Raw genomic sequence first — 16,648 nt, 5'->3', positions numbered from 1 at the left:
TCGTTTTACGAGGTGTTGTCCGGAGAATTGGGAGAGTTGCAGCGCGTTGCACGCTTTCTGGATAGCGCCTCGGGAAACGGAATAAAGGCGAAAAAAAACCGGCGCTAAACAGCACCGGTTGTGTCACGCTTTATCGCATCAGATAGCGACGGGCGCTTTGATGCCCGGATGTGGGTCGTAGCCCTCAATCTCGAAATCATCAAAGCGGTAGTCGAAGATTGATGCCGGTTTGCGTTTGATAATCAGCTTCGGCAGCGCACGCGGTTCGCGGGTCAGCTGGAGATGCGTCTGTTCCATATGGTTGCTGTAAAGATGGGTATCCCCACCGGTCCAGACAAAATCACCCACTTCCAGGTCGCACTGCTGCGCCATCATGTGAACTAACAGCGCATAGCTGGCAATGTTAAACGGCAGGCCGAGGAACACGTCACAGGAGCGCTGGTAGAGCTGGCAGGAAAGCTTTCCATCCGCCACATAGAACTGGAAGAACGCGTGGCACGGTGCCAGCGCCATTTTATCCAGCTCGCCGACGTTCCAGGCGGAAACAATGATTCGGCGCGAGTCCGGATCGTTTTTCAGCTGGTTCATCACGGTGGTGATCTGGTCAATATGGCGGCCATCAGGCGTTGGCCATGCGCGCCACTGCTTACCGTAAACCGGGCCCAGGTTGCCGTTTTCATCTGCCCACTCGTCCCAGATTGAGACGTTATTTTCGTGCAGATACGCAACGTTGGTATCACCTTGCAGGAACCAGAGCAGTTCATGAATGATCGAGCGCAGGTGGCAGCGCTTTGTCGTCACCAGCGGGAAGCCTTCTTGCAGATTGAAGCGCATCTGGTGGCCAAAAATGGAGAGCGTACCGGTACCGGTGCGGTCGTTTTTCGGCGTGCCCTCATCGAGCACTTTTTTCATCAATTCAAGATACTGTTTCATGGTTCCTCAGGAAATTTGTTGCTGTGGACGACGACGATACGCCCAAATCATCATAATGGCACCCGCGACAATCATCGGAATGGAGAGGATCTGCCCCATGCTGATGTACTGTACCCACTCGCCGGTAAACTGTGCGTCAGGCTGGCGGAAGAATTCGACGATGATGCGGAACGCGCCATAGCCAATCAGGAACAGCCCGGAAACAGCCCCCATCGGGCGCGGCTTGCGAATAAACAGGTTGAGGATGATAAACAGCACCACGCCTTCCAGCGCCAGCTCATACAGCTGAGACATATGGCGCGGCAGAACGCCGTAGGTATCGAAAATGGACTGCCACTCCGGATGCGATGGCAGCAGCGCGATGTCTTCTGCGCGGGAGCCCGGGAAGAGCATCGTGTACGGCACGCTCGGGTCGACGCGGCCCCACAGTTCACCGTTGATAAAGTTGCCCAGACGACCAGCGCCGAGACCAAACGGGATCAGCGGTGCGATAAAATCTGAAACCTGGAAGAAGTTGCGTTTGGTGCGTTTGGCAAAAATCACCATCACCAGGATCACCCCAATCAGGCCGCCGTGGAAGGACATGCCTCCGTCCCAGACGCGGAACAGATAGAGCGGATCGTTCAGGAATACCGGGAAGTTATAGAACAGCACATACCCGATACGGCCACCGAGGAACACGCCGAGGAAGCCCGCATACAGCAGGTTTTCAACTTCGTTTTTGGTCCAGCCGCTGCCCGGACGGCTGGCGCGACGGCCAGCGAGCCACATGGCAAAAATGAAGCCCACCAGGTACATCAGACCGTACCAGTGAAGCGAAACAGGTCCTACTGAGAAAATGACCGGATCAAATTCCGGAAAATGCAGATAACCACTGTTCATCTGTCACCACAAGATGTTGTTATTCCGCTGAAAGTGGACAGCGGTAGAAATGCGATTCTGCTGTAAGCAGAGGCTCCAAAGTTGCGAATCATAGCACAAGGCGGGCGCGGAGGATGCGCCAGAGATGTAAAAGATGTGTATAGGGTTTTATGCGCGCTGGCGCCCTCACCCACAGGGAGAGGGCGAAAAACGATTAGCGGCCGCCGCGGATCAGACCGCCCATACCGCGTCGTTCCATAAACGCCGCGACCTGGTGGCGGACTTCCGTTGCCAGCTGCGCCTCAAGGCTGCGTTCAGCCAGCTCGCGGGCATCATTGATGTCGATATGGCGCAGCAGGTATTTCACGCGGGCGACGGCGCGACCGTTCATCGACAGATGGCGGAATCCCAGACCAATCAGGATCGCAACACACATTGAATCCCCGGCCATTTCACCGCACAGGCGTAAATCAATACCGTACTGCTCCGCTTCACGGGCGATCATCGCTAACGCGCGAATAATCGCCGGATGCAGGCTGTCGTAGATACTGGCGACGCGAGTATTGTTACGGTCGACGGCCAGGATATATTGCGTCAGGTCGTTCGTGCCGACAGAGATAAAATCAACACGGTTTGCCAGCTGCGGCAGCATAAAGACCATAGACGGCACTTCAAGCATCACACCAATCCGCGGTTTCGGGATCGCATAGCCGATCATCTCTTCCACTTCGCGGCCAGCACGTTCGATCAGCCGCCGGGACTCGTCGATCTCATCGATGCTGGTGACCATCGGCAGCAGGATGCTGAGATTGCCCGTCGCCGCGTTGGCGCGCAGCATCGCACGTACCTGGATCAGGAAGATCTCCGGCTGATCGAGCGTAATGCGGATCCCACGCCAGCCCAGGCACGGGTTTTCTTCGCTGATCGGCATATAGGGCAGCTGTTTATCCGCCCCGACATCCAGGGTACGCAGGGTGACAGGTTTGTCGTTAAACATCTGCAGCATCCCCTGATACTGTGCCACCTGCTCCTCTTCGGAGGGGAAACCACTCTGCAGCATGAACGGGATTTCAGTACGGTATAGGCCAATACCGTCGATGCGGCTGCCAAGCTTTTCTTCATGTTCAGGGCTTAAACCGGCGTTGAGCATGACTTTGATCCGCTCACCGCTCTTCAGCTGTGCGGGCAGGTTAACGTCATCTTCAGCCAGCTTGCTTAATTCATTCTCTTCGCTGATAAGACGCTGGTACTCCTGGAGCAGAACCGGCTCAGGATCGACCAGCAGCTCACCGCGATAGCCGTCGACCACCAGCGTACGTCGGTGCAGTACCGACGGCTGAATGTCCGCCCCCATAACGGTAGGGATACCCAGCGCGCGCACCATAATGGCGGCGTGTGAGTTGGCGGCACCATCACGCACCACCACACCGGCCAGCCTGTCCTGGGGCAGTTCAGCCAGCGTCGTTGCCGAAAGTTCGTCGGCAACCAGAACAAACCGTTTTGGCCAGGCATTTGGGCCCTGAATGGTGTCATCAAGATGGAAAAGCAGGCGCTGCCCCAGCGCGCGCAGATCGCCTGCCCGCTCTTTCAGGTAACCGTCGGTCAGTGCCGCAAACTGGTCGGCAAATTTTTCGATAACCTTCTTAACCGCCCACTCCGCGACCGAGCCTTTATCCACTTCCGCAAAAAGCTCACGACGCAGACGCGCATCGGAGAGCAGGTGCGAATAGAGGTCAAAGATCGCCGCCGTCTCTTTTTGCGCGCCTGCGGCGAAGCGCTTGCTGTAACGACGAAACTCATTCGCCGCCTCTTCCAGCGCAGCGGTGAGACGCTCGCGCTCCAGCGCTTCATCAAGCGTTGAGGCTTCGTAAACCTGCTCCATCAGCGGCAGCGTAGCGTCCATCCAGCCTTCAGCTATCGCCACGCCTGGCGATGCCGGAAGGGCACGAATGCGCGTATGGCGATACTGACCAAAAAGCGCGGCAAGCTGGGACTGGGAGAGGATCGCAGCCATCTGCGTGGCCAGCGTGACGAGGAAAGACTCCTCGCTTTCGTCGTACTGACGTAGCTCACGCTGCTGGACGACCAGCACGCCGAGCAGCTGGCGACGCTGGATAATCGGCACGCCAAGGAAAGCGCGGAAGCGCTCTTCTTTTACGGAAGGGATGTACTTAAAGCTGGGGTGTTTTTGTGCGTCAGCAAGGTTGATGGGTTCAGCCAGCCGCCCGACCAGACCCACGATACCTTCATCAAATGCGAGCGTTACGGTGCGTCCACGTGGTTTTTTCAAACCACGGGTTGCCATCAGGTAATAGCAGCGCCGATCGTGGTCGGCCAGATACACCGAACAGACCTCGGTTTCCATCGCAAGACAGATGTCGGTGACCAGAATATTCAGCGCCTCGTTCAGACGCGGCGCGCTGGCCACCTTCTCGACTATTTCTCGCAAGCGGGTGAGCATGATTTGCGTAGCTTAACCTCTTTTACGTCGCCAGGCAGGTGCGCTCTGCGGCTTAGGCGGGATCTCCTGAAGCTGCATTACCACACTTGCAAACTCTTTCATCACCCTACGGTAAACATCGCGTTTAAATGACACGACCTGACGAACAGGATACCAATAGCTCACCCAGCGCCAGCCATCGAACTCCGGCGTACTGCTGGTTTGCATATTGATGTCTGAATCGTTGCCCACCAACTGCAACAGAAACCACTTTTGTTTCTGGCCGATACAAACCGGCTTTGTGTCCCAACGCACCAAACGTTTCGGTAACTTGTAACGCAACCAGTTGCGGGTCGAAGCCAGGATGCGAACATCTTTTCGGCTTAAACCGACCTCTTCAAAAAGCTCCCGGTACATCGCTTGTTCTGGGGACTCTCCCGGATTGATCCCGCCTTGCGGGAACTGCCAGGAGTGCTGACCATATCGCCGGGCCCACATCACCTGGCCCTGACGATTACAAATTACTATTCCTACGTTCGGGCGGTAGCCATCGTCATCAATCACCGGACTACCCCAAACTAAACCTTATATATGAATGATTGTTTCACACTACAGGGAGGCGGTAAACCACTCTCTTACAGGGCTGCAACCTAATAACATTTGAATAACTCACAAATAAGTGCTGAGTTATAAACAGATGAGTGGCAGTGAAGGGAATTTTATTCACCTTTTCTGTGGATATAGTTGTGAAGAAGTGTCTGATTACCGATGAACAACCTTAAACGCTGCCATATCCCCTCTTTCACCTGAATTCAATAATGCAATTATTTTCATATAGTTAAATGTATTTCCATGAACACAAAACAGAATAGCGTGACGATCGTCACATCAGGGATCGTCGTGCTGATGAAAGATCGAACAGCGTCGGTTTTATCCACAGATTGTGCCAATAAGTTAGTCACAATTTGTTTGAAAATTCGATTTTCATCGCACGTCAAGGCTGTAAATTGAAACAGTAGTCAGGGTTATGCCCAGTTATCCCATTTTTCTGTGGATAACATGGTGTAAGATCCTGTTCATTGTCAGTGACCAGATTTGAACAACCGGTTTTCTGACTCGGGTGAAACGATTTCAAACCCATAAAAAAACCTATAAATCATACACATGGAATATTGGTACAGAAATAGTTAAACTCTATCCACAGGGGACAATTTCTTCGTTTATTTTTTAATCAAAAGGTTACCGTCATGCATCCGCTTACACCCTTGCTCTCACCGCCGTCCAGCGAGGGCCAGTTGCTCCAGCAGGCACAGCGTCTTGCGGGCTTTTCGCTTGGCGAGCTGGCGGCAATGGCAGGGCTTCCGATCCCGAAGGATCTTAAGCGGGATAAAGGCTGGATCGGCATGCTGCTTGAGCTGTGGCTGGGTGCGAGCGCAGGGAGCAAACCCGAGCAGGATTTTGCAGCACTTGGCGTGGAGTTAAAAACTATCCCTGTAGACCGCCAGGGCAAGCCCCTTGAGACTACCTTCGTCTGCGTTGCGCCATTAACCGGCAACACCGGCGTGACGTGGGAAACCAGCCACGTTCGCCACAAGCTGAAGCGCGTGTTGTGGGTACCGGTTGAAGGCGAGCGACAGATCCCCCTGGCTGACCGTCGCGTTGGCGCGCCGCTGCTCTGGAGCCCGAACGAGGATGAAGAGCATCAGCTTCGGCTGGACTGGGAGGAGCTGATGGACATGATCGTTCTTGGGCAGGTAGAGCGCATCACCGCCCGACACGGAGAAGTGTTACAACTGCGTCCGAAAGCGGCCAACAGTAAAGCGCTTACCGAGGCCATCGGCGCACAGGGTGAGCCGATACTGACGTTGCCGCGCGGTTTTTATCTCAAAAAGAATTTCACCGGCGCGCTCCTGGCACGTCATTTCCTGTTAAAAACATAGTTTTTTACTTATTTTGCGAGCTCTCAAACATAATCGACTGCTTTTTAAGATTTTACTGCTTCCTCAAGTCGCCATATCGGTTAATACTAGATTATGATTTGATACGCGCCAGATGAGGACGATAACGATGAAAAAATGGGCAGTGTTAGTTTCAGCAGTCGGTTTAGCGTTTGCCGTATCGGGCTGTAGCAGCGATTACGTCATGGCGACAAAAGACGGTCGAATGATCCTGACCGACGGCAAACCCGAAGTTGACGATGATACCGGTCTGGTCAGCTACCGCGATCAGGAAGGCAATAAAATGCAGATCAATCGCGACGAAGTATCGCAAATTATCGAGCGATAAACAGAGAGAGGTCAGTCGCTTGCTGACCTTTTTGATTTTTTTCTTCCCCTTTTGCTTCCCCTCTGCCATGTTTATATTCCTTTGTCGGGCACGCCCTGACGCGGTCTATAAGTCTACTGAGGAAGCCGGCTATGCATTATCACCGTATCCCCCACAGCGCTCTGGAAATAAGCAAACTGGGGTTGGGCACGATGACATTTGGTGAACAAAACAGCGAAGCCGATGCCCATGCACAACTCGATTACGCCGTCAGCCAGGGGATTAACCTGATTGATGTCGCGGAGATGTACCCTGTTCCGCCACGTCCGGAAACGCAGGGACTGACCGAAACCTACGTCGGTAACTGGCTGGCAAAACACGGCAACCGTGAAAAGCTGGTGATTGCCTCCAAAGTCAGCGGCCCCGCGCGCAACAACGATACCGGGATCCGCCCGAACCAGATCCTCGATCGCAAGAATATCCGCGCCGCACTGGAAGCCAGCCTCAAGCGCCTGCAAACCGACTATCTCGATCTGTATCAGGTGCACTGGCCTCAGCGCCCAACCAACTGCTTTGGTAAGCTCGGCTACACCTGGAATGAGAGCGCCCCCGCCGTGACGCTGCTGGAAACGCTGGAAGCGCTGACCGAATGCCAGCGCGCGGGAAAAATCCGCTATATTGGCGTCTCTAACGAAACGGCCTTTGGGGTCATGCGCTATCTGCACCTGGCGGATAAACACGATCTGCCGCGTATCGTGACTATTCAGAACCCGTACAGCCTGCTTAACCGCAGCTATGAAGTGGGTCTGGCCGAAGTGACGCAGTATGAAGAAGTGGAACTGCTCGCCTACTCCTGTCTCGGCTTCGGCACGCTGACGGGGAAATACCTGAACGGTGCGAAACCGGCCGGGGCGCGTAACACCCTCTTTAGCCGCTTTACCCGTTACAGCGGCGAGCAGACGCAGAAAGCCGTTGCCGCCTATGTGGATATCGCGAAGCGTCACGGTCTTGACCCTGCGCAGATGGCGCTGGCCTTCGTGCGTCGTCAGCCGTTTGTTGCCAGCACCCTGCTGGGCGCGACCACGATGGAGCAGTTGAAAACCAATATTGCGAGTTTCAATCTGAACCTGAGTGAAGAGGTGTTAGCGGAGATTGAAGCGGTGCATCAGGTTTATACGTATCCCGCACCGTAATAAAAGCAAAACGGCAACGCACGTTGCCGTTTTTAGGGTTTGCTCCCTCTCCCTGTGGGAGAGGGCCGGGGTGAGGGCATCAGGCCGCACTTATCAGCGGCGACGTTGCCAGATCCACAAACCCGCAATCGCCAGCGCAAACAGCCCGCCAAACCCGACGCCAATCCCCACCACCGGCACACCCACTTTTACCGCCAGCGAGTAGAGCCCCAGCATTAGCAGCATCGCCAGGTTTTCCCCCAGGTTTTGTACCGCGATGGCATTGCCTGCCCCGACGGTCTGTTTGCCCCGCTCCTGCAGTAACGCGTTCAGCGGCACCACGAAGAAACCGCCCAGAATACCAATCAGGATGAGGAGGACATACGCGGGCAATAACGCATGCTGCAGCGAGAAGATCAGCACCACGACGCCAATCAGGATCCCTGCGGGCATGCAGCGTGCTACCGTCTCGAGCGTTACCAGCTTCGCCGCCGCGCCTGCCCCCACCACAATGCCGATGGCCACCATCGCATTCAGATAGGTCGGCGTCGCGTTGTCAGTAATCCCCAGCGCCACCGGCACCCACAGGACCAGCAGGAAGCGCAGCGTGACGCCCGCACCCCAGAACATACTGGTCCCCATCAGGGAAAAACGCGTTTCACCGTTACGCCACAGCACGCGGCAGGCGGTAAAGAAGCTGCCGGTCATCGGTTTAAAGCGCCAGGATTGTCCCGGGCGAGCCACCGGCAGCTTAGGAATAAACAGGTTCGCCACGACCGCCCCGCCATACACCGCCGCGCATACGCCCAGTGCCGCCAGGACATGCCAGTCGGCCAGCACGCCGCCCGCAACGGATCCGAGCAGGATAGCGGCAATGGTTGACGACTCCATCAGACCATTGGCTTTCACCAGCTTATCTCCGGTGGTCAGCTCGCCGAGAATGCCATACTTCGCCGGGGAGTAGGCGGCGGCGCCAATGCCCACCAGCGTATAGCCAATAAACGGATTAAAGCCAAAACAAATGCTGGCCGCACCCAGCAGCTTGAGGCCATTGGCAAACATCATCACCCGACCTTTCGGGAAGCTGTCCGCCACCTGCCCGACGAACGGAGCAAAGATAATGTAAGCGCCCACAAACACCATCTGCAGGATCGGCTGACTCCAGTCGGGGTAAAACTCGGCTTTCAGCAGCGCCAGCGTGGCAAACAGCAGCGCGTTATCACCGAACGCAGAGAGAAACTGTGCGGCGATGACGGCCATCATGCCTTTCGATCTGAGCGATGTGTTAGTGTGTACTGACTCACGCATTTTGCTGTTCCGCCTCTTCAACCATGCCTTTCAGGGTCACGAAATCGGGCTTCCCGCTACCCAGCACAGGGAGCTGTTTCAGGTAGCGAATATCGCGCGGCACGGCCAGTTCAGGAATACCGTGTTCACGCGCATAGCTCAGTAACCTGTCGCGCTTCAGCTCACCGTCGGTCGTAAACAGCACCAGCGCCTCACCTTTGCTGGCATCGCTCTTCACCACCGTCGCATGCATCTTATCCGTGGACACGGCCGTCGCCAGCTGCTCAACCATTTCCAGAGAGACCATTTCACCGGCGATTTTGGCAAAGCGTTTCGCGCGTCCTTGAATCTGTACAAAGCCCTGTTCATCAAAACGGACGATATCCCCGGTGTCGTACCAGCCGGTTTCAACCTCGCCGTTGACGTTTTCCGCCGTCGGGACCTCCAGCACGCCCGGGTTTTCCACGCGCAGATACCCGTTCATCACGTTTGGCCCTTTGAGCTGCAGACGGCCACCGTCCTCAATGCCCGGCACAGCCAGCAGACGCGCGTCCATCCCCGGCAGAATTCGGCCAACCGTACCCGGTTTCGCCGCCATCGGCACGTTAATCGAGACCACGGGCGCGCACTCGGTCACGCCATACCCTTCGAGAATGCGCAGGCCAAACTTGTCCTGCCAGATCTGACGCGTGCTCTCCTGCAGTTTTTCCGCACCGGCCACCACATACCGCACGCGATAGAAGTCATACGGATTGGCGAAACGCGCATAGTTGCCGAGGAAGGTTGAGGTGCCGAACAGGACGGTGCAGTTACGGTCATACACCAGCTCCGGCACAATCCGGTAATGCAGCGGGCTTGGATAGAGGAACACTTCTGCGCCGGTCAGCAGCGGCGTAAACAGCCCCACCGTCAGGCCAAAGGAGTGGAACAGCGGCAGCGCCGACATAAAACGGTCATCCGCGGTAAAGTCAGCAATGCTTTTGATCTGCTCAACGTTCGCCAGAATGCTCTTGTGGCTGTGGACGACGCCTTTCGGGTTGCCCTCCGATCCCGACGTGAAGAGGATAATGGCGTCATCTTCCGGCTGCTGTTTGACCTGCGCCAGACGCGGCACCAGCAGGTGAGCAAAAATCCACAGCTTGTCGCCGGTGGTCACGTCGGCTTTCAGATCCTCCAGGAAGACCCAGCGTACCTGGGTGAGCTGCTCGGGAAGATGCCAGAGCTTGCCTTTGTCCAGGAACTGACGAGAGGTAAAGACGGTATTAATCTGGGCAGCGGTGATGGCGCTGGTCAGCCCTTTCACGCCCGCCGTGTAGTTCATCATCGCCGGGATGCGCCCCCGGGAAACCGCACCAAAAATCACCGCCGCGCTGATGCCCGCGTTAGGCAGCATCAGGCCAATCTTTTCGCCCTTTTTGCTGTACTTCTCAAGAATGCGGCCCACAAACAGGGTCTTGGTCAGCAGTTTGCGATAGGTATCCGGGGTAAAGTTGATGTCTTCGATGCAGTTTTTCTTCGCGCCATAGCGGTGCTGCGCGGAAAGCAGAGATTCGTACAGCGTTTCGCGCGGACGCACGGCCATGCGCGCTTCCATCATAATCTGGTGCAGCATTTCCCCGGCGATTTTACGGCGATCGCGGGCACGCGGCGCGTCGGGCATCGGTAACGACGTTGGCGGCAGAATATGCAGCGTGATTTTGGGGAACAGACGCTGCTTCACCAGTCCCTTCAGACGGCTGAAATGGGTCAGCTCTGCGCCTTCAATTCGCAGCGGCACCACGGTCGCTTTTGACTTCGCCGCCACAAACCCCGCACCGTCGTAGATTTTCATCAGCGAACCGGTCACGGAGATACGCCCTTCCGGGAAAATGACCACCGGACGACCCTGCTCGACCAGACGCACCAGATGCTTAATCATCATCGGCTTTGTCGGGTCGAGCGGCACAAAATCAATCAGCGGCGTGAGCCAGCGCATGTACCACTGCTGGCTGATGGAGGTATAGACCGCAAATACCGGGCGCACGGGCAGAAACAGCGCCAGCAGGATACCGTCTATAAAGGAAACATGATTTGGTGTGATAAGAACGCGTTCGCCGCGAAGCGCCTGGGCATCGCCAGTGACGCGGATGCGAAAGAGAATACGGAACAGTGTACGGAAGAACCCAAATAGCATCTCAACTCCCTTTGCCAGCCAGTGTGGAGGGTTGATAGTAAATGGTGGCAGATTACACGAGAAGTGATACGGGAGCGACAGCAAAAGTGGAGGCGAAAAAAAACCTGCGCATCCGCGCAGGTTGGTGCAAGAGATGAGTACGAAACCGTACTAAGAATTCTCACCAATCAATACCTCTGGGATCTCAACTGTATCAATCTCATTAACATCCTCGCCATCGGACAATCGCAACAGCCTGAGGCAAAGTGTAACCAAAGGTTCAGATTGACATTCTTCAGACATGACTGCGCGTGTAACGATTACACCGCCAGGGTTGTTCTGCGTCACGTTTGTGGAGAGCGGAAATCAGCTCCCCTTGAATGCGCGCCGCTTTTCCGCAACACTAATTGGTGTGTAAACGCTTACCCCCAAAAAGAAGGTAATGAATGGCGACAATAAAGGATGTGGCCCGTCTGGCAGGAGTGTCGGTGGCAACCGTCTCCCGCGTGATTAACGACTCACCGAAAGCCAGTGACGCATCGCGCCAGGCGGTACAAACCGCCATGGAATCCCTGAATTATCATCCTAATGCCAATGCCCGCGCACTCGCCCAGCAGTCCACAGAAACCATTGGTCTGGTGGTGGGAGATGTCTCGGATCCCTTTTTCGGCGCGATGGTGAAAGCCGTTGAACAGGTTTCTTATCAGACAGGCAATTTTTTGCTGATCGGCAATGGCTATCATAATGAACAAAAAGAACGCCAGGCCATCGAGCAGCTGATCCGCCACCGCTGCGCGGCGCTGGTGGTTCACGCCAAAATGATCCCGGATGCCGAACTGATTCATCTGATGAAACAGATCCCCGGGATGGTCATCATCAACCGCATAATTCCCGGATTTGAAAAACGCTGCGTGGCGCTCGACGACCGCTACGGCGCGTGGCTTGCGACCCGCCATCTGATTCAGCAGGGTCACACCCGGATTGGCTATCTCTGTTCTAATCACCCAATTTCTGATGCAGAAGACCGCCTGCAGGGCTACTACGATGCCCTGCGCGAAAACGGACTGCCGTGTAACGATCGCCTGGTGGCCTACGGTGAACCGGATGAAAGCGGCGGTGAACAGGCCATGACCGAGCTGCTGGGTCGCGGACGGAATTTCACGGCGGTTGCCAGCTATAACGACTCGATGGCCGCAGGGGCAATGGGGGTGTTGAATGACAACGGGATTGAGGTACCGGCAGAAATTTCGCTGATAGGCTTCGATGACGTGCTGGTCTCTCGCTACGTGCGCCCGCGTCTGACCACCGTGCGCTACCCGATTATCACCATGGCAACGCAGGCCGCCGAGCTGGCGTTAGCGCTGGCTGAACAGCGCCAGCCGCCGGAAATTACGCATCTGTTTAGCCCGACGCTGGTTCGCCGTCACTCCGTTGCCTCTCTTGCGGAAGCGCAAAGCGAATAACGGTAGAGGTGAACCCGCGTGTTGGGGTATTCCAGCCCATCACCGATATACTGCCAGCCGTAACGTTCGTAAAAGTCGCGGCAGGCAGACCACAGATGCAGCTCGGTGTACCCGGCCTGCGCGGCATACGCAATAACATGCTCCTGAAGCTTCCCCGCGAGTCCTTTTCCTCGCGCCGCCTCATCCACGTACAACGCCGCCAGCCAGGGATAAAGATCCTGACGCGTGATGAGATCGCAGCGCCATAATCCGACGGTGCCCAGAAGACGTTCATCCTCAACGGCAATAAACGTCATCGGCAGCGCGTCAGGCGTCTGGCTGTGATCGATAACGCTCTGGAAAAATTCACGCGGCAGGCCGTCACCGAAGGCCTGCCAGATCCAGTCGATCACCTGCTCCGCAAACTGCGGCGCGGCGTACAGCGGGAGGATCTTCATATCAGTTTCCCCTGAAAAAGAGGAACTGACTCAAACAGATAACCGTCGAAATCCGGCGCATCTTCATCAGACAGCTCCAGCAAACTTTTTTTCACATTTTCCAGATGCTGGAACATGGCCTGCCAGGCCCCCATCACGTCGCGACGGCGCAGGGCAGCAAGAATGGTTTGCCGGTCGCCGAGCCACTTCAGGCGATACGCACGACTGGCAATATGGACGTTAAACTGCTGCCACAGCGGGCTGCTGTCCATGTGGTGCCAGATACTTTCCACTGTTGCCAGCAGCATCTGATTTTGCGTTGCGCCCGCCAGCACCAGGTGAAACATCTTGTTGTTGTCCTGGCTGTTGTCGTCCGCGGCGATGGCGCGCTGCTCCTGCTCGATGATGCGGCGCAGATTATCGATATCCGCCCGCGTCGCCATTTTGGCGGCAAAAGCTGCGATGTTGCTTTCGAGCAGCTGGCGAGCCTGCAAAATCTCAAACGGGCCCACGTCGCTGTTAAGGAAACGCTCTTCCTCATTTTCATGTTCGTCGGGGATGCGCATGACGTAAACACCCGAGCCCTGACGGATATCCACCGTGCCCTGTAGCTCCAGCATCAGCAGCGCCTCGCGCACGATAGTGCGGCTTACGCCATAGGTCTCGGCAATGTTGCGCTCCGGCGGCAGGCGCGACCCAACGGGATAATGCCCCTGGATAATTTGCGCCCGTAAATCCTCGCCAATTTCCTGGTACTGTTTTTTTTCCGGCAGGATGACAGCCTTATCCACGTTTTCACCTGTTTTTTCAGTTAATGCGCAGGCCGGGCGTCCTCCCGGCCAGTTTGTACGCTATTTTATCAGAACGCTTACTTCCATTCATCGTCAACGCTGAGCGTCAGGACGCGTTCATCCCGCAACTGCCTGAACCAGGATGCCGATTTTTTGGCGCGCCGGGCGCGGTTATCCTCCAGATCAATCTCAATCAGACCATAGCGATTTTTAAAGGCGTTCATCGGCGAGACGTTGTCGGTAAAGGCCCAGAGCATATAGCCGTGGCAGTTCGCCCCCTCCTCGCGCGCCAGCAGCGTGTAGTAGAGGTGCTCGCTGATAAAATCGATCCGGTACGTATCTTCGATAACGCCGTCACGGTTGCGGAACTGCGCTTCGTTTTCAACGCCCATTCCGCTTTCCGCCACGAACCAGTCGATATTGCGGTACTCCTTTTTAATCCGCATCGCCATGTCGTAGATAATGCGCGGATAAATCTCCCAGCCGCGGGATCTGTTCATCCGTCGCCCCGGGAGCTCAAACGGCTCGTAGTAGTATGCCGGGTGGAACGGGGTCTCCGGATGCCAGGCGCGGGAAGGCGCTTTTACCCGGTGCGGGTAGTAGAGGTTGATCCCTAATTCGTCGACGGTGTTGTCGGCAATCAGCGCCAGTTCGTCATCCGTATAGGCCCACGCCACCTGGTGCTGCTCCAGCAGGGTAAAGAGCGCCTGCGGATAGCGCCCGTGCACCAGCGGGTCGAGAAAGACACGGTTGTAGAAGAGATCGTACATCTCCGCCGCCCGCACGTCGTGCGGCGCACGCGAGCGCGGATAGGTCACTTCCGGGTTGAGAATACAGCCTACGGAGCCTTTATACCCTTTCTCCCGAAACAGCTTCACAACCTTCGCCGTCGCCAGCACCTTGTGGTGATTCCACTGCATCCAGGTGCCGGTGTTCTGCTCGTACGGCCAGCGCAGCGCATCCAGATAAACGCGGGTCTGCACCACAATCGGCTCATTGAAGGTAAACCAGCGGGTGACGCTGCCGTGAAAGCGTTCAAACACCTTTTCCGCGTAGCGGACAAACAGTTCAACCACATGCTTCGACGCCCAGCCGCCGTATTTTTCAAGCAGCACGCCTGGAAGCTCGTAATGCTCAAGGCAGATCATCGGTTCAATACCCTGGCGGTGCATTTCATCGAACAGGGCGGCGTAATACGCGGCGTACTCCTCATCTATCGTCACGTTTTCATAGTCGGTCAAAAACCGTGACCAGTTTATCGAGGTCCGGTAGTGCGTCAGCCCCGCCTGCTTCATCAGGGCTACATCTTCGCGGAAGCGGTTGATAAAATCGGTCGCCACCGCCGGCCCATAGCCGTTGTGCCAGACGTGACGATCGTTTTTGTACCAGAGATCGATCCACGAATCCTGGCCCGGTTTTTTGCCGCTCCAGCCTTCGGTTTGCCAGGCTGACGCCGCTGCGCCGAGAATAAAATCCTGCGGCAGGGTTATCTTTTTTATGCTCATCATCACCTCAGGCGTTATCGGTAGCTTGCTGCAGCGCGGCCTGATCCGCACGGCGTGAGGCAATCTTCACAAACGGCAGATAGATAATGACGGCAGTGACAATGCAAATAAGCTGAGTTATCACTGCCCCCATTGAGCCTGCGGTGGAAAGCCAGGCGTTAATCAGCGGCGGTGTGGTCCACGGCACCATCACGACGGCTTTGCCGGCAAAACCGGTTACCGTCGCAAAGTAACCGATAGAGCCAGTAACCAGCGGCGTAATGATGAACGGAATGGCAAGGATCGGGTTGAGCATGATTGGCATACCGAAGATCACCGGCTCGTTAATGTTGAAAATGCCGGGGCCAATAGAGAGCTTGGCGATCTCCTTCATCTCTTTACGTTTGGTGGCGATCATCACCGCGATCAGCAGGCCGATGGTCAGCCCTGACCCCCCGATGCTCATATACACGTCCCAGAACGGCATAGTGATGATGTTCGGCACCTCTTTGCCCTGCTCAAAGGCGCTCATGTTAACGGTGATCGCCCCCAGCAGCAGCGGCTCGCGGATCGGCTTGATCATCTGGTTGCCATGAATTCCAATCACCCAGAATAGCTGGGCGACAAACATCAGCAGCAGAATGCCCGGCAGGCTTTGCACCACGCGCTCCAGCGGCTGCTGCACCACCTGGTAGACCGCGTCGTAGAGATACATGCCGGTAAGCTGGTGGAAAACGAAGCCAAACGTGGCAATCGCCGTGGTGGTGATAATCGCCGGGATCAGGGCCGAGAACGATGCCGCCACGTTAGGCGGTACGGTATCCGGCATCTTAATCTTCAGCCCCTTGCGGTTTTCCAGCCAGCAGTAGACCTCGACGGAGAGAATGGCGATAAACATGCCGAGGAACAGGCTGCGGGTGTCGGAGAACTGGCGCAGCAGCACGTCTTTCACCACGTGCATTTCGCCGTCCACCAGCATTTCCACGGTGGTCGGCGTCACGCAGATGAAGCAGATCACCGCCAGCAGGCCGGGGAACAAGGATTTGATCCCGTTAATCCGCCCCAGCTCCACGCCAATCAAAAACACCGCGCCGATGTTGAGGAAGTTGAGCGTGGCGTAGTTTAACGCACTGGTGATCGGCTTTAGCGCGGCGAGAAACGACAGCGACTGGAAACTCGCCAGGCCGTTTTTCGGATCCAGCACCATGTTGGAGATCAGCACGGAGAATGCCCCAACGATGATGACCGGCATTAAGGTAATAAAGGCAGACTTGATCGCCATGATGTAGCGATAGCTGTTGAATTTGGTGGCAAAACTGCCCAGAGCGTCGATCAGTTTTTCCTGTAATGCCATAGGGTAATACCTCAGTAAAAGGGCTTTTAT

The 16,648-nt window shown here is 55.9% G+C and carries 14 protein-coding genes; 4 read left to right on the top strand and 10 right to left on the bottom strand.

The features are described from left to right. Nucleotides 1–138: 138 nt before the first annotated feature. The 4 genes from thyA to rppH form a co-directional block, all read right to left on the bottom strand. Nucleotides 139–933 carry a thymidylate synthase gene (gene thyA, locus AC0TN7_RS14350; protein ID WP_014885081.1) on the bottom strand — a complete coding sequence of 265 codons (795 nt, stop codon included), beginning with the start codon at nucleotides 931–933 and terminating at the stop codon, nucleotides 139–141. Nucleotides 934–939: 6 nt separating this feature from the next. After that, nucleotides 940–1,815, bottom strand: a complete 876-nt coding sequence (lgt, locus tag AC0TN7_RS14345) for a prolipoprotein diacylglyceryl transferase (RefSeq protein ID WP_023309046.1) — start codon at nucleotides 1,813–1,815, stop codon at nucleotides 940–942. A 193-nt stretch (nucleotides 1,816–2,008) separates the two neighbouring features. Beyond that, nucleotides 2,009–4,255: a phosphoenolpyruvate--protein phosphotransferase gene (ptsP, locus tag AC0TN7_RS14340; protein ID WP_024909296.1), complete on the bottom strand. Its 2,247-nt coding sequence runs from the start codon at nucleotides 4,253–4,255 to the stop codon at nucleotides 2,009–2,011. A gap of 12 nt (nucleotides 4,256–4,267) precedes the next feature. After that, the gene (gene rppH / locus AC0TN7_RS14335; protein WP_013098553.1) at nucleotides 4,268–4,798 is read right to left on the bottom strand and encodes an RNA pyrophosphohydrolase; all 531 of its coding nucleotides are present in this window, start codon (nucleotides 4,796–4,798) and stop codon (nucleotides 4,268–4,270) included. Between the two features lie 683 nt (nucleotides 4,799–5,481). Between rppH and mutH the strand changes: the two genes are divergently transcribed. From mutH to AC0TN7_RS14320, 3 genes are all read left to right on the top strand, one after another. After that, nucleotides 5,482–6,174, top strand: coding sequence for a DNA mismatch repair endonuclease MutH (gene mutH / locus AC0TN7_RS14330; protein ID WP_473702224.1), 693 nt, complete (start codon nucleotides 5,482–5,484; stop codon nucleotides 6,172–6,174). A 127-nt stretch (nucleotides 6,175–6,301) separates the two neighbouring features. Further along, the gene (locus tag AC0TN7_RS14325) at nucleotides 6,302–6,520 is read left to right on the top strand and encodes a YgdI/YgdR family lipoprotein (RefSeq protein ID WP_008499668.1); all 219 of its coding nucleotides are present in this window, start codon (nucleotides 6,302–6,304) and stop codon (nucleotides 6,518–6,520) included. Nucleotides 6,521–6,651: 131 nt separating this feature from the next. Beyond that, nucleotides 6,652–7,692: an NADP(H)-dependent aldo-keto reductase gene (locus AC0TN7_RS14320; protein WP_473702223.1), complete on the top strand. Its 1,041-nt coding sequence runs from the start codon at nucleotides 6,652–6,654 to the stop codon at nucleotides 7,690–7,692. A 93-nt stretch (nucleotides 7,693–7,785) separates the two neighbouring features. Here AC0TN7_RS14320 and lplT read toward each other — a convergent pair whose 3' ends face one another. Together lplT and aas are read right to left on the bottom strand one after the other, a co-directional pair. After that, the gene (gene lplT / locus AC0TN7_RS14315; RefSeq protein WP_024909299.1) at nucleotides 7,786–8,979 is read right to left on the bottom strand and encodes a lysophospholipid transporter LplT; all 1,194 of its coding nucleotides are present in this window, start codon (nucleotides 8,977–8,979) and stop codon (nucleotides 7,786–7,788) included. Beyond that, a complete protein-coding gene (gene aas / locus AC0TN7_RS14310; RefSeq protein ID WP_267215569.1) occupies nucleotides 8,972–11,131 on the bottom strand; it encodes a bifunctional acyl-ACP--phospholipid O-acyltransferase/long-chain-fatty-acid--ACP ligase in 2,160 nt (719 codons plus the stop codon). Before aas ends, lplT begins: the two co-directional genes overlap by 8 nt. Before the next feature lie 425 nt (nucleotides 11,132–11,556). Here aas and galR point away from each other — a divergent pair, with 425 nt between their 5' ends. Next, a complete protein-coding gene (gene galR, locus AC0TN7_RS14305) occupies nucleotides 11,557–12,573 on the top strand; it encodes an HTH-type transcriptional regulator GalR (RefSeq protein WP_193940398.1) in 1,017 nt (338 codons plus the stop codon). On the opposite strand, the gene AC0TN7_RS14300 is transcribed toward galR, so the two are convergent. From AC0TN7_RS14300 to AC0TN7_RS14285, 4 genes are all read right to left on the bottom strand, one after another. Then, the gene (locus tag AC0TN7_RS14300; protein WP_024909302.1) at nucleotides 12,534–13,010 is read right to left on the bottom strand and encodes a GNAT family N-acetyltransferase; all 477 of its coding nucleotides are present in this window, start codon (nucleotides 13,008–13,010) and stop codon (nucleotides 12,534–12,536) included. The genes galR and AC0TN7_RS14300 overlap by 40 nt on opposite strands. Continuing rightward, a complete protein-coding gene (locus AC0TN7_RS14295) occupies nucleotides 13,007–13,780 on the bottom strand; it encodes a GntR family transcriptional regulator (RefSeq protein WP_024909303.1) in 774 nt (257 codons plus the stop codon). Before AC0TN7_RS14295 ends, AC0TN7_RS14300 begins: the two co-directional genes overlap by 4 nt. A gap of 77 nt (nucleotides 13,781–13,857) precedes the next feature. Further along, complete coding sequence (locus AC0TN7_RS14290; protein ID WP_024909304.1) at nucleotides 13,858–15,285, bottom strand: glycoside hydrolase family 1 protein; 1,428 nt, start codon at nucleotides 15,283–15,285, stop codon at nucleotides 13,858–13,860. A 7-nt stretch (nucleotides 15,286–15,292) separates the two neighbouring features. After that, complete coding sequence (locus tag AC0TN7_RS14285; RefSeq protein WP_024909305.1) at nucleotides 15,293–16,618, bottom strand: PTS sugar transporter subunit IIC; 1,326 nt, start codon at nucleotides 16,616–16,618, stop codon at nucleotides 15,293–15,295. Nucleotides 16,619–16,648 lie beyond the last annotated feature (30 nt).

The organism is Enterobacter sp. PL_is511 (genome assembly GCF_055816065.1).
Note: the sequence above shows the minus strand (reverse complement) of the source record. Positions and strands in the feature narration are given on the sequence as shown.

Bases quoted from the DNA above. Each gene is read 5' to 3' on its own strand.
- thyA (WP_014885081.1), bottom strand. From the start codon at position 933: ATGAAACAGTATCTTGAATTGATGAAAAAAGTGCTCGATGAGGGCACG.
- lgt (WP_023309046.1), bottom strand. From the start codon at position 1,815: ATGAACAGTGGTTATCTGCATTTTCCGGAATTTGATCCGGTCATTTTC.
- ptsP (WP_024909296.1), bottom strand. From the start codon at position 4,255: ATGCTCACCCGCTTGCGAGAAATAGTCGAGAAGGTGGCCAGCGCGCCG.
- mutH (WP_473702224.1), top strand. From the start codon at position 5,482: ATGCATCCGCTTACACCCTTGCTCTCACCGCCGTCCAGCGAGGGCCAG.
- AC0TN7_RS14325 (WP_008499668.1), top strand. From the start codon at position 6,302: ATGAAAAAATGGGCAGTGTTAGTTTCAGCAGTCGGTTTAGCGTTTGCC.
- AC0TN7_RS14320 (WP_473702223.1), top strand. From the start codon at position 6,652: ATGCATTATCACCGTATCCCCCACAGCGCTCTGGAAATAAGCAAACTG.
- lplT (WP_024909299.1), bottom strand. From the start codon at position 8,979: ATGCGTGAGTCAGTACACACTAACACATCGCTCAGATCGAAAGGCATG.
- aas (WP_267215569.1), bottom strand. From the start codon at position 11,131: ATGCTATTTGGGTTCTTCCGTACACTGTTCCGTATTCTCTTTCGCATC.
- galR (WP_193940398.1), top strand. From the start codon at position 11,557: ATGGCGACAATAAAGGATGTGGCCCGTCTGGCAGGAGTGTCGGTGGCA.
- AC0TN7_RS14300 (WP_024909302.1), bottom strand. From the start codon at position 13,010: ATGAAGATCCTCCCGCTGTACGCCGCGCCGCAGTTTGCGGAGCAGGTG.
- AC0TN7_RS14290 (WP_024909304.1), bottom strand. From the start codon at position 15,285: ATGAGCATAAAAAAGATAACCCTGCCGCAGGATTTTATTCTCGGCGCA.
- AC0TN7_RS14285 (WP_024909305.1), bottom strand. From the start codon at position 16,618: ATGGCATTACAGGAAAAACTGATCGACGCTCTGGGCAGTTTTGCCACC.